Annotated in this window: 27 protein-coding genes; 1 reads left to right on the forward strand and 26 read right to left on the reverse strand. The window is 61.0% G+C overall.

The window, feature by feature from the left end; translation table 11 throughout:
• Positions 1–16: 16 nt before the first annotated feature.
• The 25 genes from C0Z18_RS33670 to C0Z18_RS26755 form a co-directional block, all read right to left on the reverse strand.
• Positions 17–3,343, reverse strand: a complete 3,327-nt coding sequence (locus C0Z18_RS33670; RefSeq protein ID WP_233217501.1) for an LPD7 domain-containing protein — start codon at positions 3,341–3,343, stop codon at positions 17–19.
• Entirely contained in the window at positions 3,333–3,731 is a 399-nt protein-coding gene (locus tag C0Z18_RS26650) for a plasmid mobilization protein (RefSeq protein ID WP_233217502.1), read from the reverse strand. The genes C0Z18_RS33670 and C0Z18_RS26650 overlap by 11 nt, the downstream gene beginning before the upstream one ends.
• Before the next feature lie 58 nt (positions 3,732–3,789).
• Complete coding sequence (locus C0Z18_RS26655) at positions 3,790–4,236, reverse strand: hypothetical protein (RefSeq protein WP_233217503.1); 447 nt, start codon at positions 4,234–4,236, stop codon at positions 3,790–3,792.
• Between the two features lie 56 nt (positions 4,237–4,292).
• On the reverse strand, positions 4,293–5,027 hold the full coding sequence (gene stbB, locus C0Z18_RS26660) for a StbB family protein (protein ID WP_102648440.1): 735 nt from the start codon (positions 5,025–5,027) through the stop codon (positions 4,293–4,295).
• A gap of 36 nt (positions 5,028–5,063) precedes the next feature.
• Complete coding sequence (locus tag C0Z18_RS26665; RefSeq protein ID WP_102648441.1) at positions 5,064–7,898, reverse strand: LPD7 domain-containing protein; 2,835 nt, start codon at positions 7,896–7,898, stop codon at positions 5,064–5,066.
• The gene (locus C0Z18_RS26670) at positions 7,891–10,194 is read right to left on the reverse strand and encodes a type IV secretory system conjugative DNA transfer family protein (protein ID WP_233217504.1); all 2,304 of its coding nucleotides are present in this window, start codon (positions 10,192–10,194) and stop codon (positions 7,891–7,893) included. Before C0Z18_RS26670 ends, C0Z18_RS26665 begins: the two co-directional genes overlap by 8 nt.
• Entirely contained in the window at positions 10,191–10,676 is a 486-nt protein-coding gene (locus C0Z18_RS26675; protein ID WP_146014105.1) for a hypothetical protein, read from the reverse strand. The genes C0Z18_RS26670 and C0Z18_RS26675 overlap by 4 nt, the downstream gene beginning before the upstream one ends.
• Positions 10,669–11,412, reverse strand: a complete 744-nt coding sequence (locus tag C0Z18_RS26680) for a FadR/GntR family transcriptional regulator (protein WP_102648443.1) — start codon at positions 11,410–11,412, stop codon at positions 10,669–10,671. The genes C0Z18_RS26675 and C0Z18_RS26680 overlap by 8 nt, the downstream gene beginning before the upstream one ends.
• Positions 11,409–12,545 (reverse strand): ATPase, T2SS/T4P/T4SS family, encoded by a 1,137-nt coding sequence (locus C0Z18_RS26685; protein ID WP_199189561.1) that lies wholly within the window; start codon positions 12,543–12,545, stop codon positions 11,409–11,411. The genes C0Z18_RS26680 and C0Z18_RS26685 overlap by 4 nt, the downstream gene beginning before the upstream one ends.
• Entirely contained in the window at positions 12,526–13,809 is a 1,284-nt protein-coding gene (gene virB10 / locus C0Z18_RS26690) for a type IV secretion system protein VirB10 (protein ID WP_233217505.1), read from the reverse strand. Before virB10 ends, C0Z18_RS26685 begins: the two co-directional genes overlap by 20 nt.
• Positions 13,799–14,632 carry a TrbG/VirB9 family P-type conjugative transfer protein gene (locus tag C0Z18_RS26695; RefSeq protein ID WP_102648444.1) on the reverse strand — a complete coding sequence of 278 codons (834 nt, stop codon included), beginning with the start codon at positions 14,630–14,632 and terminating at the stop codon, positions 13,799–13,801. The genes virB10 and C0Z18_RS26695 overlap by 11 nt, the downstream gene beginning before the upstream one ends.
• Entirely contained in the window at positions 14,629–15,495 is an 867-nt protein-coding gene (locus C0Z18_RS26700) for a virB8 family protein (protein WP_158244297.1), read from the reverse strand. The genes C0Z18_RS26695 and C0Z18_RS26700 overlap by 4 nt, the downstream gene beginning before the upstream one ends.
• On the reverse strand, positions 15,492–15,623 hold the full coding sequence (locus C0Z18_RS33040; protein ID WP_158244298.1) for a membrane lipoprotein lipid attachment site-containing protein: 132 nt from the start codon (positions 15,621–15,623) through the stop codon (positions 15,492–15,494). Before C0Z18_RS33040 ends, C0Z18_RS26700 begins: the two co-directional genes overlap by 4 nt.
• Before the next feature lie 78 nt (positions 15,624–15,701).
• The gene (locus C0Z18_RS26705; RefSeq protein WP_102648446.1) at positions 15,702–16,004 is read right to left on the reverse strand and encodes a hypothetical protein; all 303 of its coding nucleotides are present in this window, start codon (positions 16,002–16,004) and stop codon (positions 15,702–15,704) included.
• A gap of 32 nt (positions 16,005–16,036) precedes the next feature.
• A complete protein-coding gene (locus C0Z18_RS26710) occupies positions 16,037–16,987 on the reverse strand; it encodes a type IV secretion system protein (protein ID WP_102648447.1) in 951 nt (316 codons plus the stop codon).
• 33 nt (positions 16,988–17,020) lie between these two features.
• The gene (locus C0Z18_RS26715; protein ID WP_102648462.1) at positions 17,021–17,665 is read right to left on the reverse strand and encodes a type IV secretion system protein; all 645 of its coding nucleotides are present in this window, start codon (positions 17,663–17,665) and stop codon (positions 17,021–17,023) included.
• Positions 17,666–17,691: 26 nt separating this feature from the next.
• Positions 17,692–17,994, reverse strand: coding sequence for a hypothetical protein (locus C0Z18_RS26720; protein WP_102648448.1), 303 nt, complete (start codon positions 17,992–17,994; stop codon positions 17,692–17,694).
• A complete protein-coding gene (locus C0Z18_RS26725; RefSeq protein ID WP_102648449.1) occupies positions 17,994–18,452 on the reverse strand; it encodes a hypothetical protein in 459 nt (152 codons plus the stop codon). Before C0Z18_RS26725 ends, C0Z18_RS26720 begins: the two co-directional genes overlap by 1 nt.
• Positions 18,449–20,836 (reverse strand): VirB4 family type IV secretion/conjugal transfer ATPase, encoded by a 2,388-nt coding sequence (locus C0Z18_RS26730; protein ID WP_102648450.1) that lies wholly within the window; start codon positions 20,834–20,836, stop codon positions 18,449–18,451. Before C0Z18_RS26730 ends, C0Z18_RS26725 begins: the two co-directional genes overlap by 4 nt.
• Positions 20,833–21,168, reverse strand: a complete 336-nt coding sequence (locus C0Z18_RS33310) for a hypothetical protein (RefSeq protein ID WP_146014106.1) — start codon at positions 21,166–21,168, stop codon at positions 20,833–20,835. Before C0Z18_RS33310 ends, C0Z18_RS26730 begins: the two co-directional genes overlap by 4 nt.
• Positions 21,134–21,595, reverse strand: coding sequence for a VirB3 family type IV secretion system protein (locus C0Z18_RS26735; RefSeq protein WP_102648451.1), 462 nt, complete (start codon positions 21,593–21,595; stop codon positions 21,134–21,136). The genes C0Z18_RS33310 and C0Z18_RS26735 overlap by 35 nt, the downstream gene beginning before the upstream one ends.
• A 16-nt stretch (positions 21,596–21,611) precedes the next feature.
• Entirely contained in the window at positions 21,612–21,944 is a 333-nt protein-coding gene (locus C0Z18_RS26740) for a hypothetical protein (protein ID WP_102648452.1), read from the reverse strand.
• Positions 21,945–21,973: 29 nt separating this feature from the next.
• Complete coding sequence (locus C0Z18_RS26745; protein ID WP_102648463.1) at positions 21,974–22,630, reverse strand: lytic transglycosylase domain-containing protein; 657 nt, start codon at positions 22,628–22,630, stop codon at positions 21,974–21,976.
• Entirely contained in the window at positions 22,627–22,899 is a 273-nt protein-coding gene (locus tag C0Z18_RS26750) for a hypothetical protein (protein WP_146014107.1), read from the reverse strand. The genes C0Z18_RS26745 and C0Z18_RS26750 overlap by 4 nt, the downstream gene beginning before the upstream one ends.
• Positions 22,900–23,239: 340 nt before the next feature.
• Entirely contained in the window at positions 23,240–23,887 is a 648-nt protein-coding gene (locus tag C0Z18_RS26755) for a hypothetical protein (RefSeq protein WP_102648454.1), read from the reverse strand.
• Between the two features lie 318 nt (positions 23,888–24,205).
• Here C0Z18_RS26755 and C0Z18_RS26760 point away from each other — a divergent pair, with 318 nt between their 5' ends.
• Positions 24,206–24,616 carry a helix-turn-helix domain-containing protein gene (locus tag C0Z18_RS26760; RefSeq protein ID WP_102648455.1) on the forward strand — a complete coding sequence of 137 codons (411 nt, stop codon included), beginning with the start codon at positions 24,206–24,208 and terminating at the stop codon, positions 24,614–24,616.
• Between the two features lie 6 nt (positions 24,617–24,622).
• Here the strand turns inward: C0Z18_RS26760 and C0Z18_RS26765 are convergent.
• Positions 24,623–25,267: PAS domain S-box protein (locus C0Z18_RS26765; RefSeq protein ID WP_233217506.1), on the reverse strand; the 645-nt coding region annotated here is incomplete at its 5' end.

The raw sequence follows: 25,267 nt of genomic DNA on the forward strand, positions 1-25,267 counted from the left end.
TGTGGCCGATCGCGCATTAGACGGTCGGCTTCGTTTCATCGGACGGACCTGGCCGACTCTGCTCGGGGCGATCGGCTTGTTGCTGCGGACGTTGGTTGGTGAGCTGCGCAGGGCTCGAATCCCCAAGCACGTCGCGCACGTGTTGGTCGACGCGCGTATGGCGATATTTGTCCATCGCTCGGTTGAGCCGCGCGTCGCTGAACTGCACGCGCAGTCCCGCGTCGACGGCGACCCTGGCCGCCGCTAGCTGGTGGTCATCGTTGCCGGCTAATTCGAGCGTGCTACCAAACTTGCTTTGTGCGAGGCGCAGCCCGGCCTCGATTGCGGAACGATCGACATACAGCACCTGCACGCTGGCGCCGCGATCGCGCACGACATCGCGCCCGTCCTGGCGGTAGGTGACGGTGCCGCGGTCGTCCACGGACCAGGACAGGCACGCCGAGCGGAAGATGATGGCGTTGTGGTCGTCGCCGGCATTCAGCCGGGCCGCAGTCGGCCGAATCACGCTGAATCCTTGGTCGGCGTCGTCGACCGACGCTGGGCGTGCAGTGCGGCGTAGCTCCGCGAGGGCGCGCTCGTCGCCTTGCTCGGCCCGAGTACGCAGCCAGTCGGAAAAGCTCGGGCCGCTAGACGGCCCGAACTGCGCGTTCAGGGCGGCCCGCTCATCGGCGATCGACTCCCTCAGGGCATCCTCGCGACTTAACCGCTCGGCCCGCGCCAACGACGTCGCAGCGCGTCGGCCCGCCGGAGCCAATCGCACGTCTTGCTTGATCGCATCGCGCCGGGTCTCGAATGCGGTGCGGATTTTGTCGCGGCGCACCTGCTCACTTGCACGCTGGGCGAGCCACGCGGCACTGCGGGCCGCAATGTGCGACTCGCGTGCGCCTGAATACTCGCGCCATAGCGCTGCACGCGGTAGCTCGCGCGGCGCTGGAATCGGCTCGCCGGCCTGCTGCCGCTGATAGATCTCGCGCAGCATCGGCGCGGCTTCGCGCCACGAGAGATTCAATTCTTTCGTGAGAAAGTCCGAGACGTTCAGCGAGCGTTTGCCGGCGCGGATGCGATCGATGCCGTCGCGGCCGGCGACGATCACGTATTTCGCAGGCCGCACGCCGTGCGTGTACGACAGCTCGGCAAGTAGGCGCCGGGCGTCGAGACCTTGGCGGATCTCCCGAAACTCCTCGTACTGACTGCTCGCTTCGCGCCGCTCGCGCACTTGCCGTGCAAGCTGACACAGGACGTTGTCAGACGTCCTCCCTGTGCGGCGCGGCGTAGTGAATGCCTCATCGCCGGCGTGCGAGCGACGCGAGCGAAAAGCAGGCGCGTCGGCCAGGATCTCCGGTTCTTCCAACAAGACCTGGGCTGCGGCCTCGAATTCAAACGCGTCACCGATTGTGTCGAACCGATCGATGACACGCCCAGGCGTATCGTCACCGTCCCAACCGCATTGCCACGCGAAAGCCTCGAGGTCGATTTCCCCATCGTCGAACTGGTCGACGGCGTCGTGCGGCCGTGCGCCGAACTCATAGGCGCGCCCCTCTTGCCGAAGCCGTTGTTCCAATGCGGCGAAACCGTCGGCGATCAGTTGACGATCATAGGCTGCGGCCTTCCGGTCTCTCCGGTCCGGCATCTCGGGCCGCAGGATCGGCCCGGCAGTATCGAAATCGAGCGCTGGACCGATCGCGTCGAATTGGTCGAGAAACGGATCGCGCCGACGGCCTTCAAACCACCCTGGCGGTGACATTCCCGACGGCGCTCGAGCAAGCGGTGGCCGCATCGGCGGCAGCCTCTCGAACGGATCGCCGAACGCGTAGTGCGCTTCCAGCGCCCGGTGATATGCGTCGAGCTCGACGCGAGCCTGCGAGCCTAGTCGTTGCGTTGCAGGCTCTCCAGCGCGATCTGCACGCCGTCGCACGCGGTTCGCGGGTACGGCGTCATCTGGCTCCAACTGGCAAAGCGCATGATCCGGCAATAGCACTGCAGGTCCATGTCCGAGCCCGTCCACAGCCCGGCCGGGCAGTCCATGCAGATCGTCGAAGGATTCGGGAGACGATTGCGGGGCAATTGCGACAAAGTCAAACTGCCCACCCAACCTGTCGAATCCGTCGATGCCGGCGGTTGGGACGTCCTCTGCTTCCCAGTTGGATTTCCACCGCGGGGCGTCGAGGTCGATTTCGCGTTCGTCGAACCCGTCGACGGCGTCGGCCGGCTGGGCGCCGAATTCAAATACGCTTCCATGTCGTCGGAGATCTCGTTCGAGTCCCGGGATGGTGTCGTCTGCTCGGTCATGGTGGGCCTTTAGATGTTGTGCGTAGAAACCGCGTTCAAGCTCCGCGAGCATCAGCTCGCGGTCGTTGGGTGAGGACTCCTGGTATTGCTGATAGAGACGACCGCCGCTATTGAGATACTTCAGTTCGCGAGCGCGGCTCGCATACCACTCGTCGAGTACCGCTGTGATGTCGTCGGGTGTACGGCGCTTCGCGACGCCGGCCTCATACCGGTCGGCGGCATCGGCCGACAACGCTTGCAGTTTTTCGACGGTCGTCAGTTCAATGAATTCGGGCGTGAATACCGTGTCCTTCAAGTTCACGCCTTTGTCGGCGCCGGCCGGCCTCACGTTCGGGTACGCGTCGTCTCGGCCAGCGTTACGCATGCGTACAGAGCCGTGCTCACGCAGCAGCGCTATAAAGTCGGCATAGCTCTCGATTTGGCGATCGAGTATCGAGTCGAGAATCTTTTCCTTCAGCTCCCGGCTGTTGGCCCGGAACAGGTCGCCGCGATAGCGACTGATCATTTCCGACGCGTCGGTGAGCAGTGTTCGCCGGTTGTCCTTCGGGCTTGCGAGCCCGTACTTTGCGTTCGTGTGCTCTTGGAATGCGTCGATGAAGTGCAAGTTCTGCTTATCGAAGCCGAACGGACGAAGTGTTTGCCCAGAAATCAGGTTCCGCTTCGGGATGACAACGTGAATGTGCGGCTTGCGTTCGACCAGTTCGCCCGACGACTTGTCGAGATAGCTCTTGACACGTGGAAGGTGCGCCTCGGCATAGAAGCAGTATTCATCTGGGCGGTACGCGTGCAGCGCGAACGCCTCGAAGTCACGGGCGATCTGAAACAGCGTCTCACGATCGACATGATCTTCCTTAAAGCTCAGTGTGATCGACAGGTAACGGTCGACGTTGGGCGCGGCGTCGATCGACTGAATCACTGCATCAGTCAAATCGAGGTCGCCCGCGAGTACGACGCGTTCATCAAGGTCATCACGGCCGAGTTCCCGGCCGACCTTGCGGCCGTCCTCGAGATACTCTTTAACGCCGTCGTGGTGGCCGCTCGGTCTAATCAACACGATGAAGGTGGGCTTTAAGCAACTGGGTAATCATCTCCAGCTCGTCGACCAACGCGACGAAGGTGGATTCGGACAGGCGGCCGGACACGCGCGCGGAGTTCGCGACGTGGGCGAGTTGATTGATGTTGTTGCCCGTCTTATTGATGACGTACATAATCCGCTTGCGCTCCACACTCACCCGCGGGCGCTCGACGATCTGCGTCCGATTTGTCAGCACACATTGGCGGAAGAACTCCGACGGCGTCATACCCGACGCGCCGACTTTGCTGAGATACGTGTCATATTCCGTTTCGCTTAGCCGAAACCCAACACGCTTGGAAAGCTGCTGGTCCGCGGATGCTTTCGCCCTAGCCATGTGCGACCTGATCTCGCAGCGAAAGGTCAACATGCGTGATTCCATCGAGCATGGTTCTACGTTCCTCCTAACGAAAGAATTTGGGCATCCGCTAGATGCCTAGCGCGTGCGCCAGGTGGCCGGCCATCCATACAATCGCCGCACCAGCGCAAAATGCGATGCCGATCTGTGCGCCGAGGGAACTGAGCGTCGATCGCATCGCCGCGGCCGAAGAACGAGTGGTGATCGCACGATCGCGCGACTCCACTGCGAGGCGCAGCCGGGCCAGTTCCTCGGCCACTTCCGACGCTGCCGCACGGCGGGCCTGGTCGGCTGCCTTCGCGGCAACCTCGCCGACAAACGCCTGACGCGCCTGCACAACTAGCCTTGTGAGTTGGGCGTTTTCATCGCGCAGCGCCTGCACCGTCGTGGTTAGCTTCTGATCGGTGGATTCCATCAACATGACCACGTGATGCTGCGCGTCCACGACTTTCATCTGCTCGATTAGGATCTCGGCAAGCACGGCGAGCTCGTTCGACGCCGGCATCGTGGCGATCACTTGGCCAAGGCGCTCCGACGCCTTCGCGGCACGATCCGATTGCGGCGTCGCCTCGTTCATGCGGCGACCCCTGCCATGAGCGCGTTGAACGCCTGATCGAGCACCGGCTCGATCGACAGCGCTTTGCGCTTCAATCCAACCAGTCTCACCAGGCGGTCTTTCTCCGCGTCGGAAGTGGCATCGGCCAACTGTGCTTTGTAGTCGATCCCGTCGATCGCGATGTCATGGATCGTGCGGCCGGCAGCAGCCGCGAGCGCAAACACGTCGTTCTTCGGCACCAGGGCATCCTGGTTCAAGACGAACGTGCCCTTCCGGTCATGCAACTCGAAGAGCTGCCCGAAATGTCGACGCAGCGTAACTTCGCGCGCCTCGCTTTTCACCAGCTCGACCTTGTTCAGCAGCACGCGGATGCGCTCTGGCTCGACGCCCAGATCCGCCAGCATGTTGATCGTCTTGATCGTGTCCTTCATCTGCTTGCTTTCCGGCTCGACCGGAACGATGAAGCACGCGTAGTCTTCTTGCGAGCCTTCGGACAAATCGAGCCGGTTCAAGTACTCCTCGACGTTGGACGCGCCGATATCGACGAGCAGCTTGCGGCCACGCATCAGTTCCGCGTGAAGCTCGTCAAAGCGGGCCGCGATCATCACCTCGACCTTGGGGCCGGCTGAGTCGTCGGTATTGATCGACTCGATTTGCCGCACAGACATATGAGGCAGCCGCGGCGCCAGCAATTCACGCGTCGCGGTGGTCTTACCGACGTTGCCGGAACAGTTTGCGATTGCAATGCTCATTTCATTTTTTCCTTGCGTATATGGATGGAGCGCCGCTTACATCAGATTCGGCATCGGGCCACGCGTCGGCTGCTGCTCGGCTTGCGGGGTGTTAGACGGGCTCGATTTCGGTGCCGCCTTCGGTGCCGTCCACGCCGCGTGTAGTTCGGCTGCACGCTTGTCTATCTCGGCCGCGCCCGCGTCACGGCTCAACTCGCCCCGCGATATGCGTGCCTCGATCTCCGTCCCGGCCTGTATTCGCGCGTCGAAACGATTGAGCAACTCGGTTCGCGTGCGAGCCGGCAATTTTTCGATGGTTCTGGCGAGCTGCTCGCGCATCTGCTCGACGGTCAACGGCATGCGCTCGGGCTTGGCCTGTGCCGGTTCCGGTTCTGGCCGAGCGACGCGCTGGACTTCCCAGGTATTGCGGATCGCCTCTTTGGGTTGTGTGCCAATCACCTTGCCGCTCGCGTCCCGCACGGGCTCGTCCACCGTGACCGGCGTTTCTCCAAGGTTTTTGAGCGAAACGGTATCGCCGACTTTCGCCCCGGATTCGCTCATTGCCCGCTTGAGATCGACACCCCAGACCGTCTGCTCATCGCCGGCACTGACCCGATACCGCACGAAGTACGAATATGACGCATCTGCTTTGTGCTGATACCGCGCGGCTCCGTGCTCGAGCAACTCGCCCGACAACGCGTCTACTGGCTTCGCCGTTGGATCGGCCGCCGAGTCCGCAGATGTGCCTGACGTTGAGGGATTGGCCGGTGCCGCCTTTGCATCGGGCTTCGCTGCTCTCGCCCCTACAGCCTCCGGCATATTGGCCGTCAACTCCTGCTTTTGCTCCGCCGACGTCTCGGGCGACTTCCCGGCCTTGATGGTCAATGCAGCACGTTCACGCTTGGCGACCTCGAGCAATGCCTCGTCGCTTTCCTTTGGTTTGAAGCCCTTAAAACGGCTCATGTCTGCGCCCGAGAGCGAAGCCTCGATCCACGCATTTCGGCGGAATGTCTCGTCGCCGCGCACGACGATTGAATCCCAGTTCTTCGCCTCCGCGATCGCCAGCATGTCCGCGATCGTGGCTCGATCGTTTTGCTGGGTTTTCAGGCGCGCACCGACATCCTCGAAATGGGGCTTCGTGGTCGGCGCCGTACTTGGCTTGAATTCTGTGCCGTCGAGCTTCCAGAACCGCCCTTCTTTGACCATGTAGCGTGACGCAACCTGCGTCGGCACGTCGTAGCCGTCTTTCTTCACGATCGGCTTGCGCGACGCCGGATCGACATCAATCTGGTTGTCGCCAGCAGCGCTCGCATCGGCCGGCCCCTCGGCAGGCGCATCGACCTTCGGCATCGGCTTGTTTTGCTCGCGTAACAGCGCTTCGGCAGCCGCGCGATCGCCGGCGCGCAGCGTGCCCAAGCGCTTCAAATCCTGTTCCGACACGGTATCGAGCACCGGCCGCGTCGGTTCGTTCGCGGGGTTCTTCGCGTCCGCCTCGTTTTGCGCGGGCGAATTGTGGTCTCGAATCGCCGGGCCAGGAGAGCCGTCCAGCACGGGCGCGTCGGATTGATCGTTGGCGGCTTTGCCGGGCTGGGCCACCGCTTCATTTGCCGCGCCGGCTTTGACAGTTGACGCATCGACGCCATGGCTCACACCTGGCGCAGCATTCTCCGTGAGTCCTCGCCGGCGCATCGCATCGTCGATCGCCGCAGCTTCGCCGACGTCGGCAAAAGTCACAGCATCCGCATTTGCCTGCACGGCCGGCTTCTCGTCTGGCTTTGTGTCCGGTTCGGAAGACTGTGCCGGGGAGAGATCGGCCAATATGACGTTGCGATCTTCGTCGGCCAGCGCTTGGTCGGCACCGTCACTGGGCTCCTGAGCCCTTCTTGCCTCTTCCAGTTCGAACGCATCGGCAACGTCCGCGAACGTCACGGCGCTGGCGACAGGATCCGGCTCGCGATGGCGATGCTGATGCGTTGGTGCAACCGACACCGAATCGGTCACTGGCGCATCGTCCGGCAAGTCTGCATCTGTCAGATCGACTGAGAGCGTGCGCGCCTCGACTTCAATCGGGCTCAGATCCGCCTCGGTATGCAGCTTGTTCAGCGCCTCGATGGCCTGCGGCGGCAGGTGCTCGGCAGCAAAGCCCGAACGGGTGCGAATCTGCTCGCCGATCGCCCGATCACCGTCGGCCGCGTCGCCCGACTTTCGCCACGCGTCGCGGTGGATCGTCTCCAGTCGCTGGTCGAGCGCCAGCGTACGGCTCACCTCATCGCCGCGCAGCGTAGCGCTTGCCGCGATCGATTGAATCGCTTCTCGGTACCGGCGGCCCAGCGCCGCATCGTCCAATTTCGCTTGTGCATCCGCGGCTGGAGCCTGCTCCACGCTGTCACCGGTCGTGCTCGGCTCATACAAATGCTGCCGTTCCGCGAAAAACTGGTGCCTCGCTTGACGAACTGCCTCCTGTACTTTGTCCACCACCTCGAACGCGGAGACTGTACGCAGGAAGCGATCACGGGTTTCCAATGCCGCGGCTTCCTCAGCCGCACGTACCCTGTCGCGCACGAACTCCCGAGACTGCTCGATAGGTTGCCCCATCAATTCACTCAACCGGACTGCCTCACGCTCAAAATCATCGTCGCTGCCTAACAGTGCCTCCCGCTCGGCGGCTCTCGGCGCATTGCGGACGCGCTGTGCATCTGCCGACGGCTTGGCTTGCTGAGGATCTTGCTTCGGCAGCCACTTCGCAAACGCGGCGACGTCGGTACCGCCGGGCACAAACAATCGTTTCGTGCGTCGATCGCTCAATGCTCCCAGCGCCTGCGCTGCGTCGCGCTCTTTGAACGGCACGTCCAGATATGTCCGTTTGCGCTTCGATTTGTTTTCGTCAGCCATGCAGCGCCTCCATTAGTCCGTCGTCCGCCGGCGCGTCGCCCGGCTCGACCAGGGAATCGGCAACGGCTTCCGCCCCTGCCGCGTTGAAATCGAATCGAATGCCGGCGAGCATCTCCCTCACGTCCTCGCGCATCGACACGCCAAGCTCGGCCAGATCAGCCTCCAACCCGGAAAGCGCCATCTCGGTCGCCAGCGGTCCCGGCGTGCGCTGGTCGAGCGCGAGCAGCTCGGCCGCGGTCAAGCGCTTTGCGCCCGCCTGACGCGCAAGCCGAATCTCGCCAGCGGCCTTCGCCGACAACGCCGCGTGGTATGTCTCGGGGTTGTGCGTTGGGATAGCCGTCGCGCGCAGCTCTCCGGCCCGCCAGGCGGCTTTGATTTCCTCTTCAGTGGGCAAACGCTTGTCGATTGCAGCCAGCATTGGACTGACGGAGCGCATCCGGTCGATGAACAAATCGTCCTCGAAATAAATCGCCTTCTCGCACAGGATCGGACGCTGGAAGCCTAGGACGATCTCTTGGCGACGGTCCATGCGCTTGAGCTCTTGGTCGAACATCAGGGCGCGCCCTTGGTCCGATGTGTTGGTGCCGGTCGACTTGTTGCGTCCGTGGTTACGGCTACGCGAAGTCGCCTTCTCGGTGAATGTGCCCAGCGTCTCGGACAGCTCTTTCGCGTCTTGCTGATTGCGCGGCGGATAGGCGACCAGCACCGCATGGTTCGTGACCAACGTTCGCGCACCTGCCGGACCGTAGAGTTCGTTCGGCTCCATCTGCGCCTTCGACTGCACGATTGTCAGTAGGCGCAGCCAATAGCCAGCAATGAAGGCGTTGCCCTTATCGAGCACTTCAATGCGGCCGAGCGCCGTGAACTCGTCCCCCACACCAAGGCACTGATACCGGATGGTCGGATCCTCGCCTGGCAGCGCGTCGAGGTTGTCCTCGATCCATTGCGTGTAGAACAGGTTGCCCAGCAGACTCGCGACTGCAAGTTCGCGCACTGGCAGCACCACATAGATCGACATCAGCTCTCGACGCACGCGGTCAAGCTCGAAGTCACACGCGCTCGTCGCCTGGTCGACGATCGGATTGCTGAACAAGCGCAGGCCGGCATTGAACGTCGCCACGATGTTCAGCATCGTTTCGTCGGGTGACGCGAGCACGCGCGAGAGCGCCCCCAAACAGTCGCCCGAGAGCGGCACGCCCTGGTGCGGCTCGTGCTGCATCAGTTCGGTTAGGTGTTCGCGCACCTTCTTGTCGGGCGTCGTCGCGAGCCGAAGCACCTGTCCAAAGGTGCAGTCACCCGTCATTTCCATCAGGTACAAGGCTAGGCCCATGAACAGGTCGCTCGCCTGTTCATAGAAGAACTTGTTGCGGTTGTCGGCGGTGTGGTAAAGCCGGGCCGCTATCGCCTGCAGGCGGCCAACGCGCACGAACGCCGGGCTCTTCGCGATCTTGTGGAGGGGATTCCAGCGATGCGTGAAACCCTTCTGGTCAAAAGGTGCCCAGCGAAATACCTGCTGTCCGAACGACTGCCGGAAACGCGAAGTCAGATCGAAGTTTTCGCCCTTCACGTCGAGCACAACCACCGAATCCGAGAAGGTGAGCAGATTCGGGATAACGATGGCCACGCCCTTGAACGAGCGTGTCTCTGCGGCAACCATCACGAACTCAGTTCCGCGGAACGTCAGGTACTGATTCTTGTACTTGCCAACGATGATCGTCGGATCGCGGTAGCCGTCTTTGCGGCGCAATCGCCCGCTTGCCTCATCAAGCAGCCCATAGTGGCGAATCTCGTAGCTATGGGCGAACCGCGCATCCCCGTGCAGGTCGCGCTTCGGCTTGACCACCAGCGCCGCGACGACAGCCGCGATCGGCAGGATCGGCACGAGGATCGAAACGGCCGTGCCTACCTGCAGGGAACGCTTCACGGCTTTCACTTCACCGAAAGCCCGCCAATAGTCATGGAGCGTCCAGAACCCGATCGCCGAGCTCGGCAGCTTCTCAAGTTTCGCGAAGACAGCCGCTCCTGAGTATTGACCGGCCAAGGCGAACCCGGCGAGCACCACGAGCGCCAATAGACCGAGTGCGACGACGCGATCGAAGACCGTCGCGGTCTTGAGTAGCACAGCGCTAGCGCATGTGCCCCATAGCGCGCACAGGAGAGCGATCAGGCCAAATACGGCGATGATCTCAACTGGATCGGCAATCGCGTCCAAGTGAAAGAGACGCAGGGCGTAGTACGCCGCTGGACCCGGCAGGAGGCTAAGCGAGCCCGCAACAAGCAACCGCTTTCTCATCATGCCGCTCCTTGCTTGCCCTGGGCCGCTGACAAAATCGCCGCAAAGGTGTCGGGCCGGTCACCGGATCGAAAGATCTCCTCCGCCCACGACTTCAAAGTCTGGAAATCCCGCTCGAGCCGACTGCGTCGGAATCGCCGGCTCCGACACTCAAGCACGAATATGAATTCGCCGACGTCGTCGAACCGTGCGGTAATGTCCCAGTCGTAGTGCAGGTAGTGAATGGCCGCGCACCAATCTTTATGGATCGCTGCGGACAGCCTCGATGCGTACCGGCAATCAGCCTTGAACATGACGAACGGCGCCTGCAAGGCGGCAAGAAGGGGCCAGCGATGGCCGGCGCAGCTCGAGCGCGTTTCGACGATGCCACCCACGTTCATCGCGTCGACCAAGTCTCTGATCGGCACGTCGATGACCGCGAGCCGGCTCGTTTCGCTGTACGCCCTTACACGGCCTTTTGCGGTGCCACCTTGAACGTCACGCATCGACCTGCCCTCCCGCATTTGGCAAATCCCACTTGTTCAATCGCTCGATGCCTTCGCGAGCGACAACAGCATCCGCATCACGAATCGCTGCCTCGAGCTGCACCAAAGCCCGACGCTCCGCCTCCGAAATGGCCGGCGCGGGTGCAGTCGGATCCAACCCGGAATCGAGCGGCGGCACGAGGCAGGTTAGTTGCTGCAGAAACTGATTGGGACTTGCGGCCAACAGCGCCACGTGCAGTTGCCGACGCGCGATAGCGTAATCGGCCAGCGAGGTTGCAGATAGACGCATCGCACTGGCAAACGTGATCCGCGCACGTTGCTCAGGGCTCGCATGTTGCGCGGCGTCGGCCGCCGCAAGAGGCTCAAGCACCCGACGAATTTCCGTGATGTTTGCCAGAAAGTCAGGATCCGTCGCGCGCGCCAGGCGCCAACCGACGACGTGACGATCGACGAGCTGCCACTGCCGCTCGTCAACGACACGGGAGCCCACCTTTGTGCGAACGTCGACGACCCCGCGGGCGACGAGTCGGCTCACCGCTTCGCGCAACAGGGCGCGGCTCACTCCCAATACCTGCGCCAAGATCTCCTGTGTGGGCAGCGCACCGGTCGCGTCACACAAGGCGGGTATCCGTTCCGCCAAGCGATCTGCGGCCGCACGCGCCCGCAGGCCAAAGACACGCCATTGTGCGCACAGGGCGCCCTCCAAAGCCACGGAATCGTTCGGCCGATCACTCATACCAGCCCCCGCAGCAGCTTCCACTTCGTCACCGGGTCGTAGTACACCTGCGTCAGACGGCGCGTGCCGCGTTCCATGAACAGCACGATATCGACCGTGGTCTTGACCAGTTGCATCAGGAAGTCCCAGTCCAGCGTCTGGCCGACCGGGCTTTGCTTGACCAGCGTGGCCACTTGCGTGAGCGCCGAAATCGCATCGTTGGCGTGAATCGTCGTGATACCACCAGGCTGCCCGGTGTTCAGCAAGCGCAGGTAGTCCCACGTCTCGTCGCCGCGCAACTCGGCCAAATAGACGCGATCGAATTTCATTCGCAAGGTGGCCTTGACCGCGCGCCGCGCTGGAATCCGGTCGCTGTAGAACAGATGCACGTGATTGGGCTGCATCGGCAGAGGTACTTCGTGCGTATCCTCGATCGTCGCAATGCGCTCATGACACGGAACCAGATCGGCCAATCCCTTCATCAGCGTAGTCTTGCCCGAGCCCGTGCCGCCTACCAGCACGATGTTCAGGCGATTTTTCGTCGCGAGCGTCAGAAAGCGCTCGATATCACGATCGCGCAGCGCCTCCAGCATCTCGAGTTCGAACCGGGCGAGCGTCACAACCGCCGGTGCGGCCAGCATCGGTTCGACGTGCTCGAAGCCGGCCATCTCAAGGCCGGGCGTCTGCAAGGGCGCCGACGACGGTCTATCGTCGGCCGCTGACCGATCTGTCACTACGCGAAAGTCCGAAAGATGCCCGCTCTGCGCAAGCTGACGCACCGTAAAGCGGCGCGCACTCGGTATGCGGATAGTCATCGACACCGTACCGGGCTCGCACATCGGAGGGATCACGATCTGGCCGCGCTCACCGTCGGGCAGGACGACAGGCTTCTCCGGGTCGTCGACGCCCAGCGCGGGCACCGCCTTGTTGTAGATCGTCAGCGCGTGAGCATACTTCGTGAGCAGATCGAGAGATGCCTCCGGCAGCTCATGCCGCTTCCAGCCCGCGCTGCTTTCGGTCCAAGCTTCAAACGGCCGGTTGACTGCAACCTCCGTCACCCCTGGCAGTTTCGTCAGGTCCGTGATGCCGACCCGCGATAGCAGGCTGCGCGCGGTCACACTGGCGTCGTATTGCTCAAGGATGGGCGAGCTCATACACATCTCCAAAGTCAACGTCGCGCGCCACATAAATCGTGAGTGCGGAACCCTGATTCGAATAGGCGGTCGGCGGAATGTTGATCGTGTTTTTCAGCGTCTCGGACGCCAGGTTCTCGCCGGCGGTCGTCGTGCTGTTGAACTGAATCCGGTTGTTGCCGCTGCCGCCGCCCGACGAAAGACTCGAGATCGATTGGCCCGCATCGTTGATAAGGCTGAGCATGACGGCACCGCCGAAGCGGTCCCAGAAGTGCGTGTCGACATACGCCTCGAGACCGCTTGCGCCCAAAGCGTCCGCACCTGGCGAATCCAGATCGGCTGGCACGCCGTTCGGCGTGACCAGGCGTGTCCAGACGACGAAGATCCGCGCCTGCCCCTGGAGCAGCGCCTTGCGCTGTTCGCCCGTCACCTGCGTGCCGCGCTCGACGAGCAGCACTTTTCCGTTAGCGGAATAGACATCTTTCGTGACCGTACATCCGATCATTCCCGGATACGTCGTGACAATCATGGGCTCCTGCGCGCACGGGATCGTGGTGCCGCGGATCAAGAGCATGTCCAGATTCAGCGGCTTACCCGCCTTCACACTGGCGAGCCTTGACGGTGCCAAGCTGCCGTCCAGGCCGTCGGAGGCCCTCGCAGACTCGGCCAGCCTGGCCGCACCCGCGTCACCGCGGCTTCCCCGCTGCCCTTCGGCTCCGTTGCCCTTCAGGTCGACTAGCACGTCACCTTCAAGCTTTCGCTCTGCCGCCGTGACCGGCGCTTTGCCGCTTGATACAGCACCCCGGCCCGCCGGCCCGGGTTGGCTTGCTTGGGCCGTCGGCTGTGATTCCGCGCCGGCGGGCGTGGCGAGCCTATTCGCTTCGGCCGCCGCCGCTGCAGATGCCGCCTCCAATTGCGCCGCCTTGGCGCGATCGCGCGCGAGCTTCTCTTTATCGCGATCGAAGTTGTGCCCCATCGTCGACGAGGGCTTCGGAGCGTTGCGCTCCGCTTCGCGCGCCTCCTTGCGATCGTCCGTCCAACGCTTGACGAAGATGCCAACGCCCAGTGCAGCGAAGACCAGCCCGACCACGAGTCCGGCCACGATGATCAGCCGCATCGCGTTATTCTTGCCGCGCGGCCGACCGAAGCCGGGAATACCCCGCTCGCCGACACCCTGGGGGGATGATGGTGCTGACGCAGACGCGCCAGCACCTACGCTGTTCGTGGCGAGCGACGCCTGGTCGGTCATGGCGCGAGCGTCGCCCCGCATGCTGTCATTGCTCATCGCTCTCTCCATTTTTGAGCAAGCGCACTTCTCCCGGCACTGTGGTTCCGAGCGGATTGAGTTCGCCGTCGGGCGTGTATCGGTTATTGCGGATACCGAGCACAGACTGCCCCAGGCGCAACACGAAATGAGCGGCCGTGTCATGCACCACCCACGTGTCCCCGTCCATGTGGCCATTGACCATGGCTTCGCGGCCATCCGGCAGCTTCCGGTAGATCGCGGGAATGTCGCGGCTGGTGCCGAACTCGAAATACGTGAAGCGCCCGTCATCCCACAGCGCCGTCGGCGCGAGGATCGTGTCGCCCTGCATTTCGTAGTTTTCGTTTCGGTGTGCGGACTGCGATGCGCTTGCGCGCAGCATCGCCTGCGCTCGCACTTCCTTCCCTCGCGTCTTTGCGGCGAGCAGCGCCAGCGTGTCCGGGTAGACGAACGTCAGCGACCAGGTCGGCGTTTCACCCGGCCTCGCGCGTTCTAGATCCAGGATGTACCGGCGCTTCGCCGTGACGATCACGAAATTGGTCTGAGCCTGTTTCGCCTTGGGCTTGAAAATCGCCCAATTGGCTTTTGAGCCCACTGTCCACGCCTCGTGATCGCCCACGCCCAATCCGGACGCTGGGCCGTCGATCACTTCCCCGGCTTCCAGTTGAACGACCGTTGCGTTGCCCGGACGGTACAGCACCTTGTACGTTTCGTTCTGATCGAACACAGCACAGCGTATGTGCTCGTCGCTTCCGCATACCCCTGGCGTTACCTGCCCCAATGCCCCCGTACTGCCCATCACGCCCACGATAGCTGCCGCGAGGCCGAATAGTCTTGCGTTCATTGGGTGCCTCCGTCACTTCGCGTCGACGCGGCCGCCGTTGGCGTCGACACCGTGGGCGTGCCCGCACCGTTGTCCGATGAGCGCGTCCAATCACGATCGACCGTGTAACTCATGACTCGAAAGCCAGTCGGGTCGATTTCGAGCTCCGAGCGCTTCTCTGGAATGTTGTCGTGTGTATAAGCAACCGTCGCGACCCAGTACTCAGTCTTGGGTGGCACAGTCGGATTCACCGAAATCAGCTTCTTCGAGAAGAACACCTGCGCGGTGCTACCAACGAACATGACGGGACCACCTCGCGCAATAATGCGGAACTGATCCTTAAGCGCCTTTTGCGGAGCGTTCGGCAGGTTGTAGAGCGCCTGATAGCGCTCACGCTCGCGTGGCCCGCTCATCAAGCTCACAGCATCGTACATATCTTGGATCGTCTCCCAGTCGTACGACTCGCGCATCTCGACATAGTGGCGCAGGTCCGCTCGATCCTGCATCTCGCCGAACGACACACTGCCGCTGCGGGCGACGTCGATCACATCCGTCACTCCGGTGGTGTCGTTCGTTCGAATCAATACAGGAGGGCTGGGTCTCTTTAGGAGTACTAAACAGATGGACCCAATTAAGCAGCCAACACCGATCGCGGTGGACACGCGCGAAATTTTCCACGCGAGCTCCCTGCTGTCGATGCGTTCTTGTTGCTTTGAACGCTCGAACTCAAGGGCTTGCTCCAGATACCAATCGGTCGTCGTGCGCGCCTGGGCGTATGCCTGCGCTTTACGGGTGGGTGCGTCATCGGCTGCCGCCATGGTCCCTAGCGCCGGCGCCGGTGCGGGTGCTGGCGTTGCCATGCGGTTTAAGAGATTGAATTTCATTGCGCATTCCCTGATTGCGCGGGCACCCGGTTGACCGGCATCCACTCGCCCTTCGGTTCTGGCGACTTCGGCGCCGAACATCCGTTCAGTACCGCCGCTGCGAGCAACAGAAATATGATGCGGTTCATGCTGTCTTCCTCGCTTGCTTGGCGGCGCGGCCCGGATCGAACCATGCCGCCTTCTCACACTGGCTGACTATCCAGCCGCTATCGGGCCAGTTCCATGGCACCACCAACGAGATGGCCGGTCTTCTTATCGATAACGAACAGATCAGCGCTCATTTCGTCCCAGTGGATAACCAAGGCGTCGTTTTTCAATTCAGCCGGGTGCTTCCCGGGGAAAAAGCCACCGTTGCTCACAATGAACTGGTCGCCATTGCGTTGCACCGTCACCACGTCTGGACCTCTGCCGCGCACTTTTTTCCAGACACCGAGATATTCCTTCCCGTCGTTCTTGTTACATGCCGCCAACACGCTGACGGTAAGTAAGACTGCTAGCCACTTCTTCATCTGTGGGGCCCTCTCAGGTTCGAATTGAAAAATTACGCTTGGCTCACCGAGCCGCCACTACGAGGGGCGGCCACCCCACCCCGACCAGCTTTCGCGAGTTGGCTGAGCAAGCGGGAAGCCCTTGCAATACTGCCCGTCATCGACGAAATGCCGATACCGCCCGCAAGCTGGGATGCAAGGGACGGCAAATTCAGCGCGATCACGATGAACGCTATGTCCATCAGCGCGAGCGTCGCCAGACCCGTCCAGGAAAACGAAGGCCCTGACATACTGGACGCGGAGACGTTGAGCTGTTTGCTGATCTGGGAGTTTGCGAACTTTACTTCTACCGCCATCGCAGCCGCATAGAGCGCGACCAGGAATCCGTAGTTCAAACATTGACTGACCCAGCTCTCAAAGAACCGAGCGGTCGCTGGGAACAGCCGGCAGATCACGAAGACTGGGCCCAGCGCAAGAAGCAGCCCCAATGCGAACTTCGACAATATGATGTAGGCGGCCGCGATCGCGAGAAACGGAAACCCGAACAAGAACGTGATTAAGATGACCGCGAGCGCGGCCAAGGTAGGTGCTATGCCTTGCGCGTTGTTATAGACCTGATCTGCACCGTTGATGTAGGCCGATGCCAATGTGTCCAACGCCGTCGTCCCGGTCATGTTGCCAATGATCGCGTTGCCGAGCGCGTCGCCCAAGCCATTGAAGAATGGCACCACATACTCGCTATACAATCCGACGTTCATCCCGAGCGAGATCACCACCGACCATCCGACCATCTTCATCGCAAAATCCACGACCGGCTGGTCGTTATGTCCACGCAGATAAGACATCATCACCAAAATAACGTAGATCCCGAAGCCGGCCGCGGCTAGCGGGCTCACCAGTGAGATGATGCGCGCCGACCCACTGTTGATCGTGTCCAGCACGGTCTGGTCAAACATGTTGAACATGTCGGTAAAGATCGTTACTTGAATGTCGCCGGCTGCCATGTCGAGCGCTCCGTCCGAGAAAGTACGTGCTGATTACTGGTCCGAGCTGCGGCCAAGCAACTGGTTCTTGAATTCTTGCTCTTGCTGGCGCTCTGCGTATTCTTTCTCTGCGTCCTGCAGGCGCGCCATTAGGTCCAGCCGAATCTTCTCGTTGTTGATGTTGGCGACTTCGGCCGACCAGCGGTTTTGCAGATCCGCCTTCGCTGCAGGATCCTGCGTCATGTCGGTCTGCTGCATCAACGCCTTGATGTTGTTTAGCCTATCGAGCACGCCGTCGTAGGCGCGCATCGTCATCGCTTTATTGGCCGCAAGGGTCTGATTCAGGCGCACTTGACCTGGCGTGAACGCGTCTCCCCCCTCGGCCTGCTCGATGCTTTTCGCCATTCCGCTGATGCCGTTCAATTGACCGCGGTTCACAGAGTCATAGACTGACTGCCAATCGTCCGGCAGATAGTTGCGCAGCGACGGGTTATCGAAAATCTGTCCAAGGCCGCGGTTGCCGGTCAGTGAGTTGTATTGGTCGCTGATCGTGGAGTATTCCTGCTTCAGTTGTTGGACGGTCATGATCGCTTGAGCAAGCGTCGACGCATCAATGACAGGAATGCCTTGGGCCTGCGCTTCAGTTGACAGCACCACCGCTAGCGCACCCGTGGCCAGGATTTTTCGAAGAGTTTTCATGGTCGCTCCCTCGTTGCGGTTTTGCGTCACTGTTTGGCCGACCGCGCGTATTGCTCCTGCTCGAGCTGCAGCAACTGCGTCAGTCGCAGGTCGATTCGGGTCAACTCGCCGAGAATCGCGGCGTTCGCTGTGTCTCCCGGGGCGGGTGTGCGTGTCTGCTCGAACTGGGCCACCTTCACTTCGGCGCCCACTGCGTTGGCTTGCTTAATCGCCATATCGAGATTGCTTGAGCCGCCGACCACCGGGATCTGTGCCAGCGCACTGCTCGCTACCGCCATGCAGACCACCGAAATCGCGATCTTCCAGGCCCCACGGTTTTCTCTCTTCATCACCTCCTCCTTTGATAGAACTCCAAACCCCAATACGCTCGCAAAATCTCCAGGTCGTACCGCGTCAACGGGCGCGGCTCGTCCTGCACGCACTGGCAATAGGCCAGCGCCAACGCGTCGTTACGCATTCGCTCCATCAATAGGGCCCGCACCGGTTCGTCCTCTTGCGTCAGCGGGCGATAGGGATTGCCGCGAACCAGCCAGACACGCACCCACACAAACTTCAGATAGACGCTCGCGACTACCATCAGGGCGAAGCCGAGGATTTCGAGTCCGGTTCGCGTCCTCGGGTCGGCCGGAGCGGTGTCGCCCGCACCAAGCGACCACCCGACCATCGCGAGGCCGAGCAGCACTGACGTAAGCGCGCAGGCTAGCCGGACCCACTTAGCCCACTCGAAGCGGGCTGCTCGACGATCAAGCTCCGGTTTCGACAGCGGGCGCTCGAGCAGAGCTGTCATGCCATCGCCTCGCGCGTCGGCACTGCTTTCTTGTTCTTCCTGCCCTTGCGGCGCGCCTGGAAGAGCGCCATGCGGCGCTCAGGATCGCTGCCGGCCTCACGCTTGACCTCCTCCCAGATCGCAACATTGTCCAAACTGCCCGACAGCACGGCAATTTCGTCCGAGAATCCATGCAGATCGAGCGTCGCGAACGCCGACTGGTTGCTTTGCTTGATGAGGAACGTGCGCGACTCCTTCTCGAGCGCCAGCAGCTTGTCGAGTTCGCGATCGGTCAGGTTCAACTTCTGATAGCTCTCGCGCGATGCCTCCGGATTCGGCAGATAGATCTTGGTGGCCGTTTGATCACGGATCGCGGCAAACACGGGACTGTTAATGGCGTCTTCCGGCGACTGCGATACGAGGACCATGAATTCCTCGGCTTTGCGGCCCGTCTTCAGCGTCTTGAGAATCATGCCGGCGGTCGTCGGATACGACGCCGGCAGCCAAAACTCCTCGACGATCGTCGCAAGAAGCCCCCCGTGCGCCTGCATCTGATCCTTCAAGTACAGCAGGTGTCCCAACACAGGCTCCGTGGGCGGATAGTCCTTCTTAAGAAAATCCGTCACATCGAAGCCGATGCGCCGCTGTTTTGCGACGTCGATCATCCGGTTCGGGACGTTGTCGAGTGCCCAAGCGAAACGCCCCCCCCGGGAGTAACACCAGTGCGAGAGGCGTGTCGCGAGGCTATTGCCTCCTTGATCCGGAATCGATTCGAGTAGGCGGCTAAAGACCCTGTCCTCAATCCGTTCGATTGCAAACACGGTGTCAACCGCATGCTTGATCTGTGCCATTTCTTGAGAGCTCAGGCGGCCATACTCGTCGCGGCCGCAGACACCTACCAGGTCGTACACGTGTTCGCGATTGCGAGTCGTATCCGGTAGGGCGAACGGAGCGATACCGGTCGGCTCGCCGGCGACGAGCGGAAAATACAAGCCGCCCAGCTCCTCGATGAAAATCTGCATCCCGCGATCTAGATCCAGCGCGAAAATCTTCGGATCGAACCGCTCGAGAAAACCCAGCAACGTTAGTTGCAGCACTGTCTTGCCTGTCCCCGTCGCGCCGAGCAAGAGCGTGTGGCCGGCGATCTTCTCGCCCGTGTTGTCCTCATCGCGACGAGACGCGTGCAGGTTCATGTTGTACAAACTCTTTGCGACTGTCTTCAGCGGTAGAAGTGCCGAGCCGTCGCCGATCGGATTGCCCTTCGCTTTTCCGGTCGAATAGTTGTGCATCGTGAACGTCGAGGCGAGATTTCGCGTCGACTTTGGCATGGGCCTAGGCTTGTAGCGATAGCCCGGCACTTGGCTCATATAGGTGAACGGCATCGACGCCGTCGCTTTCACCCAGCGCAAACCGCACTCGTTAAGCGACTTGCTCGTCACCGTCGTGCCGTTTGCGATCGCTCTCTCCGGCGTCTCCCCATACACCACCAATGCACCGTGATAGTCGCCAAAGGCGAGGTCTCCTCCTGCGATGAATGCCTTTGCGTCCTTGAGTTCCCCCAGTTGATGCGTCGCTCTGTCTTGAGCCGACAGAAGCTCATTCTCTTTGTCCTCTATTGCCTTGAGCGCCTCCGACGTCGTCAGGCAGCCGAACGACTGCGTCAACGTGAACTCAACCGGCAGCTTCAGCAGCTCGTTCAACTGCCCCCAGCCAGCTTTCGGATAGTCTTTCAGGTCGTAGCACGACGCGAAACGCGTTCGATCATTGGTACGAATCTCGACCGTGTCGTAGTGAAAATGCAACCACGACGAGCCGATCAGTTCCCGCCCCGTGACTTGGGTCACCGGAATCGGCTCGTCTACGCCATTGATCAATTCGGCGATGAATTGGAACGGCTCGGAAAACAGCACACTGTTACGGATGAACACGCCGAGCGGCTCCGGATCGTAGCCGGCCAGTGTCTTCAAGATGGCGTCGCCCAGTTCCTCGAGCTCCTTGACCGTCTCGCGCAGATCGTCGCCGCGCAGTACGGCCGTTAGATGAAATAAGCTTTCGAAGTAGTCCTGGTCCCGGAACTGCGCTAGATATTTAGCGCTGTAGCCGCGCATAAACGAGGACCGAAACTCGTAGGTTTGGCCGAACTCTATTTTCCGGTGCCGGAAGCTGGTCCACAGCGCGAGCCGGTTGCCTTTCTCCTTAGCCATTGCCGCGAAGAAGCGATTGAGCGCGTCGTAGCGGATCTCGATCTCGCGCCGGTTGACCGACTCGAACGGCACGCCCATGAGCCGCACGGTTAGGGTCGCGCCATCGTCACCGAAACTAGTGACACGGCGCGACACGGGCCGACCGATGGCCGGCAAATAATCCTCAATCGCGGGCAGATTGATTAGGTCGCTGAAAATCATGGCTTGCGGTTCTTTAGTGCGAAACGGAAGGTGGCGTTGCGAAGAATCGCCGCACACTCGGTGTCGGTCAGGCAAAAAGCGTCATACCCTGCGGTTGCACCCTTAGCCGTCGGATCAACTACTGCGGTGTGGGACGGCATAAGCACGGTTTTACTCGTGCCAAGTTCGCTCGTCGCGCCGGAAGACAAGACCATCGTGTGTACCTGGTCACGCGCTTGGCCAGCCGGCCCGGATGGCACGTCGACCGGTGCGAAGATGCGAGCGCGAGGGAGCATCGGCGCGGCGTCCCACCGCTGGTCACGCTTCCTGTTGCGTTTCGGGTTCTTGGACACATTGTTTCTCCATGAGGTCTTCTTGCATCAGCTTGAGCACGAACGCTTCGAACAGCGCCCGGTCGTCAGTCGCCTGGAAACTGCGAATTAACTGCTTCTTGCCGCGTCCATAGCGCATCGGCGAGAGCGTGAGTCCCTTGCCGAAAAGGCGACAACGAAATCGCATCACCCAGCACATGAATTCGAAGCCCATGATGCGCAGCGCCTGGTCGTCTGTGACACACTGAAACTTGAAGAACATCAGCACCGGCACGCCCGCGAGTGCCAGTAGCAAGCCGCCGGGTCCGAGCACCATACCCGCGATCAGGCCCGCGACGAGCGACACACCGACCACCAACATGCCGGGTAGCATTGGAATGCCCCACACCATCGCGGTGCGATTTAACCCTTCAAACGAGGGGTAAAGCGTGCGTTCGTCCCTGGACATGGCTACTTATCTGCGTTCATCCGCCGTACACATTCCAGGCCCACGTCGCCAACACGACGGCAGCCCCCGCGGCAATCACCTTGAGGACCGCTTCGCCCATGTCGATCCAGGTCTTCCGGTTGCCAAACACTTGGACGAATTCGAAGATCAAATAGATGATTGCAACGATGCCTGCGCACGCAAATAGACCAATCTCGAAATTCGATAGTCCCGTTTGAGCTTGGTCGAGGCCGCCAGTCGCGTGCGCGATGGCCGGAGCAATAGCGCTCAATGCTGGCAACAGCCGAGACAACAAGGGTGCCGGAATGGCCGCCACGTGCGCGGCGAGCTTTTTTGCGAGACGTTTCATGCGTGAGGCCCTCAATATGGAAACTGCCGTTAGAAATCGCCCAGGACGTCCCAGGCCGGGTGATTGGCTGACCGCGTGTCAGCCGATTCGGAATCAAACGGCCGCCGCGCGGGTAACGACTTGCGCCGTGTCGGGCGCATCGACGCACGTCGCGCAGTAGGCGCACCATCAGGAATGACTTGGATTGCCGGAACAGTGACGGACGAGGCCGGCAGCGACTCGGCATTTGCGACCACGCGCTGCACATAGCTCGTGCCTCCCGCGTCGGGCTTGAAGCCGCGCGTGAAATTACCGCTGTAGTAGCAACTCAGCGCGGCCCGCACCGCCTGTTGTGCCGCGAGGCCAGTAGCCGAAGCCCGGGCATAGCAACCGGACAGGATTGCGCCGCCTGCGCTCAGGTTTGCGCACGGGTCAAACGCGGTATCGGGCGTCAGCCCATAGGCGCGGAGATTGACGCGGTTCACCTGCGCCAAGCCCATGCTGTAGTTCCATCCGCCTGCCTCGAGCGCGCGGATCGTGGCCTGCGCCTCCGCTTGCGTGCTCGGCTGATGCACCAGGCGGCCACCCACCACACCGATCGCGTACGGGTTAAAGCCCGACTCGGTGCGCACCAGCGCTTGCAGCGTGCTCGGATGGACGCCGGGCGAGCACTGCTGCGCGAGCGTCGCAAAGTCGATGGGCATCATGAACGCCACCTTCCCGGACGCAGCCACTGGAGAAAGCCATCGATGATGCCCGCGATGATCACGGGAATCTGGCCGCCGACGAACACCACGCACACTGCGGTCTCAATCGAATCGAGACTCGGCACATGTGGCGTCACCCGCGCATCGAACGCCGGGAAACGGCCCACTACCGACGACAACCAGACGTACTGGAGCGCCATCGTCCCCGCCATCACCAGAACGCTGCGCGGCGTAAGGGCACGCCTCAAGATCAAGAGTGCATGCTTCATCCGCGGCTCCGTGCGGCAGCTACCAACGCGACGCCCCATACGAATACAATTCCGCCGAAAACGATCGCATTGACAATTGTCTGCTCCACCGTTGCCTCCTATTTTTTGCCGTCGTCCACGGGCAAGTGCTCGTGGTCCAAGGGGACGTCTGAGTCAAACCGACAGTTTTCGCTTGGAAGGTACGGTTCCCCCGTATGTCCGCCGGACCTTCATGAATAGCTTCTTCATAGATTGGCCTTCGTTTAAGCCATCGACCACATCGACATCCTCACCGCGTCCTTAGGAGTCCTAATTTGTTTGTCCTCATATCCGACAGGTCAAACCGACGAACCAAGATCAGTTAGTGATTGCTTCCGTTGCCGAAGGAGAGGCACGCTGCATCGTTTGTCTCGTTACAGTTACTCTCGAAATCGTCGACCCACCGCTTTGCGCTTTGTGCGGGATCGTAAAAAGGCGTGCTTGAACCTGCGCCGAAATATTCGGTTTGTGAGCTGGATCCGCCAATGAGGCCACCCGATATTCCCCACCAGACGCGGGTGAAGGTTTGGCCGTCGACCTTGACCTGGATGACGCTGCGCGCACGGCACGCCGGACCGTTGCGCGAGTCGTAATACATGAGGTCGTACGGGCAGTACGAGCCGCTGGCGCCGGCGTTACCGCCACTGATGGTCGTCGACTGTACCGATTTCAATACGTCGGCAGGAATCGCGTTGCGGATATCGTTGGGAAGCGAATTCCAGCTTTTCATCACATCGCAGGTTGGGAAAGGATGGCCGTGCGAGAGTGCGTCCCAAAGCTTTTCGATTGGAGGAACGCATGCGCGCTCGGTTTCAGGTCCACGGGGATCTGACAAACACAACATGACCTGACAGCCCCAGCCGTCGGCGTGTGCAGGCGACGCGGACGCGAGAAGCGCGCCTACCGCGACGAGCCCGTGCAGCAGCATCTTGGTCGCGCAACGGGACCAAGCTACAATGTAAGCAGCCATTTCGGACTTCCTCAACAATGCTTCGTAATGGTCAGGTCGAGGTTGGTGTTCCACCACCAGCGTCGACCACTCCTGCCTAGATCTTTGCTATCAGGACATCCATCTTTACTTCACCAGACACTTTCTGCGCGGTGATCTTCCAAACGTGTCGGATAGAGCGCCCTGCCGACCTACCGGCAGAACGTCACGCGATGCTTCGAGCGCGTGCCGGCAACCGATGGGTGCCGCACGGTTTTCGTCCGACCAATAATAACGGAATTCCGATCATAGTCAAATATTTTTGCTCGGAATTCCGAACTATCGGCGCTACCAGCCTCAATGGAAAAGACTAAGAACTCGGATGATGGGCGGGAGCGCACCCCGTTCGGAGAGCGCCTTTTTCTTGCTCGGCGACGGAAGGGGTTAACTCAACGTCAAGTCGCAGAGCAGGTCGGCATATCCGCCAGCAATTTAGCGGAGCTTGAGCAAACCGGAGCCGGCTCGGCCTTCACCGTTGCGCTTGCTCTTCTCTACGGTGTTAATCCTGTTTGGCTCGCGCTTGATCGTGGCCCGATGACAGGTGGCTCGCCGGCGCCTGAATGGCTTGAGTCCCTCACTCAGGAGGAGCTCGAAATTACCCGTTTGTTCGTCGAAGGTTTGGTCGCTGCCCGACGAACAGGCAAGCCGCCTCATGCTGCGAAGGCGGCTCGTGCCAAACGTACCGCGGAAGACAACGACGATCGCGGTTAAGCATCGCTATTTTCGTATGCGGGCGCTCACTAGCCGTGCATCGATCTCGTCGTACAAGCGATGAGCGTCTCGGACTGCCCACGCAGCGAGGCGCTTCGCATCCTCGAGTGCATCTGGCTCGGGCACACCGTCGCTGGAAGTGAGCAATGCTCGCGCACCATTGACCAGCGCTCCCCAGTCCATGATTTTTCGCATGACGTCCGCAGCATGGCTTTCAGTTAGCACGGCGCTTGGCTCCTCGCCATGTTCGGTTTCGTTCGCCGAATCTGGAAGCTTGACTTCCACACCCGAGCATACGATCAATTCTGGTTTGTCTTCGTGGATTGGGCGAAGAAATCTGTTTCTAAAAATAAATGAACGCGCGCCGCTTACGGTTTGGATTACTCGCTTTACATCCCAAGGGCGCCCTTCCTCAAAAAATCTCGATATATTGTCTTTCGACCTTTTCCCCTCGTCCGGCGCCATGAACAACGCTTGCGCAATTTCCCCAATAACATTCTCCTCCTTGCAGTTTGTGTACTCCTCCGCCTTTTTATTGAATCGATGTATCCTGCCGGCTCTGTCGAGGACAACAACAATCGCGTTTACTTCCGACACGATACCTTCCGCAAAGGCCAGCGCCTGCATCGAATTCTCTGCGACCGATTCCGA

The sequence above is a fragment of the Trinickia dabaoshanensis genome, assembly GCF_002879885.1.
Taxonomy (GTDB): Bacteria; Pseudomonadota; Gammaproteobacteria; order Burkholderiales; family Burkholderiaceae; genus Trinickia; species Trinickia dabaoshanensis.

What these genes read in the sequence shown, in the direction of transcription:
- C0Z18_RS26720 (WP_102648448.1), bottom strand. Translation starts at nt 17,994, where the DNA reads ATGAAGAGAGAAAACCGTGGGGCCTGGAAGATCGCGATTTCGGTGGTC.
- C0Z18_RS26650 (WP_233217502.1), bottom strand. Translation starts at nt 3,731, where the DNA reads ATGTTGACCTTTCGCTGCGAGATCAGGTCGCACATGGCTAGGGCGAAA.
- C0Z18_RS26705 (WP_102648446.1), bottom strand. Translation starts at nt 16,004, where the DNA reads ATGAAGAAGTGGCTAGCAGTCTTACTTACCGTCAGCGTGTTGGCGGCA.
- C0Z18_RS26695 (WP_102648444.1), bottom strand. Translation starts at nt 14,632, where the DNA reads ATGAACGCAAGACTATTCGGCCTCGCGGCAGCTATCGTGGGCGTGATG.
- stbB (WP_102648440.1), bottom strand. Translation starts at nt 5,027, where the DNA reads ATGAGCATTGCAATCGCAAACTGTTCCGGCAACGTCGGTAAGACCACC.
- virB10 (WP_233217505.1), bottom strand. Translation starts at nt 13,809, where the DNA reads ATGAGCAATGACAGCATGCGGGGCGACGCTCGCGCCATGACCGACCAG.
- C0Z18_RS26715 (WP_102648462.1), bottom strand. Translation starts at nt 17,665, where the DNA reads ATGAAAACTCTTCGAAAAATCCTGGCCACGGGTGCGCTAGCGGTGGTG.
- C0Z18_RS26680 (WP_102648443.1), bottom strand. Translation starts at nt 11,412, where the DNA reads ATGAGTGATCGGCCGAACGATTCCGTGGCTTTGGAGGGCGCCCTGTGC.
- C0Z18_RS26745 (WP_102648463.1), bottom strand. Translation starts at nt 22,630, where the DNA reads ATGATGCCCATCGACTTTGCGACGCTCGCGCAGCAGTGCTCGCCCGGC.
- C0Z18_RS26675 (WP_146014105.1), bottom strand. Translation starts at nt 10,676, where the DNA reads ATGCGTGACGTTCAAGGTGGCACCGCAAAAGGCCGTGTAAGGGCGTAC.
- C0Z18_RS26730 (WP_102648450.1), bottom strand. Translation starts at nt 20,836, where the DNA reads ATGATTTTCAGCGACCTAATCAATCTGCCCGCGATTGAGGATTATTTG.
- C0Z18_RS26710 (WP_102648447.1), bottom strand. Translation starts at nt 16,987, where the DNA reads ATGGCAGCCGGCGACATTCAAGTAACGATCTTTACCGACATGTTCAAC.
- C0Z18_RS26755 (WP_102648454.1), bottom strand. Translation starts at nt 23,887, where the DNA reads ATGGCTGCTTACATTGTAGCTTGGTCCCGTTGCGCGACCAAGATGCTG.
- C0Z18_RS26735 (WP_102648451.1), bottom strand. Translation starts at nt 21,595, where the DNA reads ATGTCCAGGGACGAACGCACGCTTTACCCCTCGTTTGAAGGGTTAAAT.
- C0Z18_RS26725 (WP_102648449.1), bottom strand. Translation starts at nt 18,452, where the DNA reads ATGACAGCTCTGCTCGAGCGCCCGCTGTCGAAACCGGAGCTTGATCGT.
- C0Z18_RS26670 (WP_233217504.1), bottom strand. Translation starts at nt 10,194, where the DNA reads ATGATGAGAAAGCGGTTGCTTGTTGCGGGCTCGCTTAGCCTCCTGCCG.
- C0Z18_RS26750 (WP_146014107.1), bottom strand. Translation starts at nt 22,899, where the DNA reads ATGAAGCATGCACTCTTGATCTTGAGGCGTGCCCTTACGCCGCGCAGC.
- C0Z18_RS33040 (WP_158244298.1), bottom strand. Translation starts at nt 15,623, where the DNA reads ATGAACCGCATCATATTTCTGTTGCTCGCAGCGGCGGTACTGAACGGA.
- C0Z18_RS26665 (WP_102648441.1), bottom strand. Translation starts at nt 7,898, where the DNA reads ATGGCTGACGAAAACAAATCGAAGCGCAAACGGACATATCTGGACGTG.
- C0Z18_RS26740 (WP_102648452.1), bottom strand. Translation starts at nt 21,944, where the DNA reads ATGAAACGTCTCGCAAAAAAGCTCGCCGCGCACGTGGCGGCCATTCCG.
- C0Z18_RS26685 (WP_199189561.1), bottom strand. Translation starts at nt 12,545, where the DNA reads ATGAGCTCGCCCATCCTTGAGCAATACGACGCCAGTGTGACCGCGCGC.
- C0Z18_RS26700 (WP_158244297.1), bottom strand. Translation starts at nt 15,495, where the DNA reads ATGAAATTCAATCTCTTAAACCGCATGGCAACGCCAGCACCCGCACCG.
- C0Z18_RS26760 (WP_102648455.1), top strand. Translation starts at nt 24,206, where the DNA reads ATGGAAAAGACTAAGAACTCGGATGATGGGCGGGAGCGCACCCCGTTC.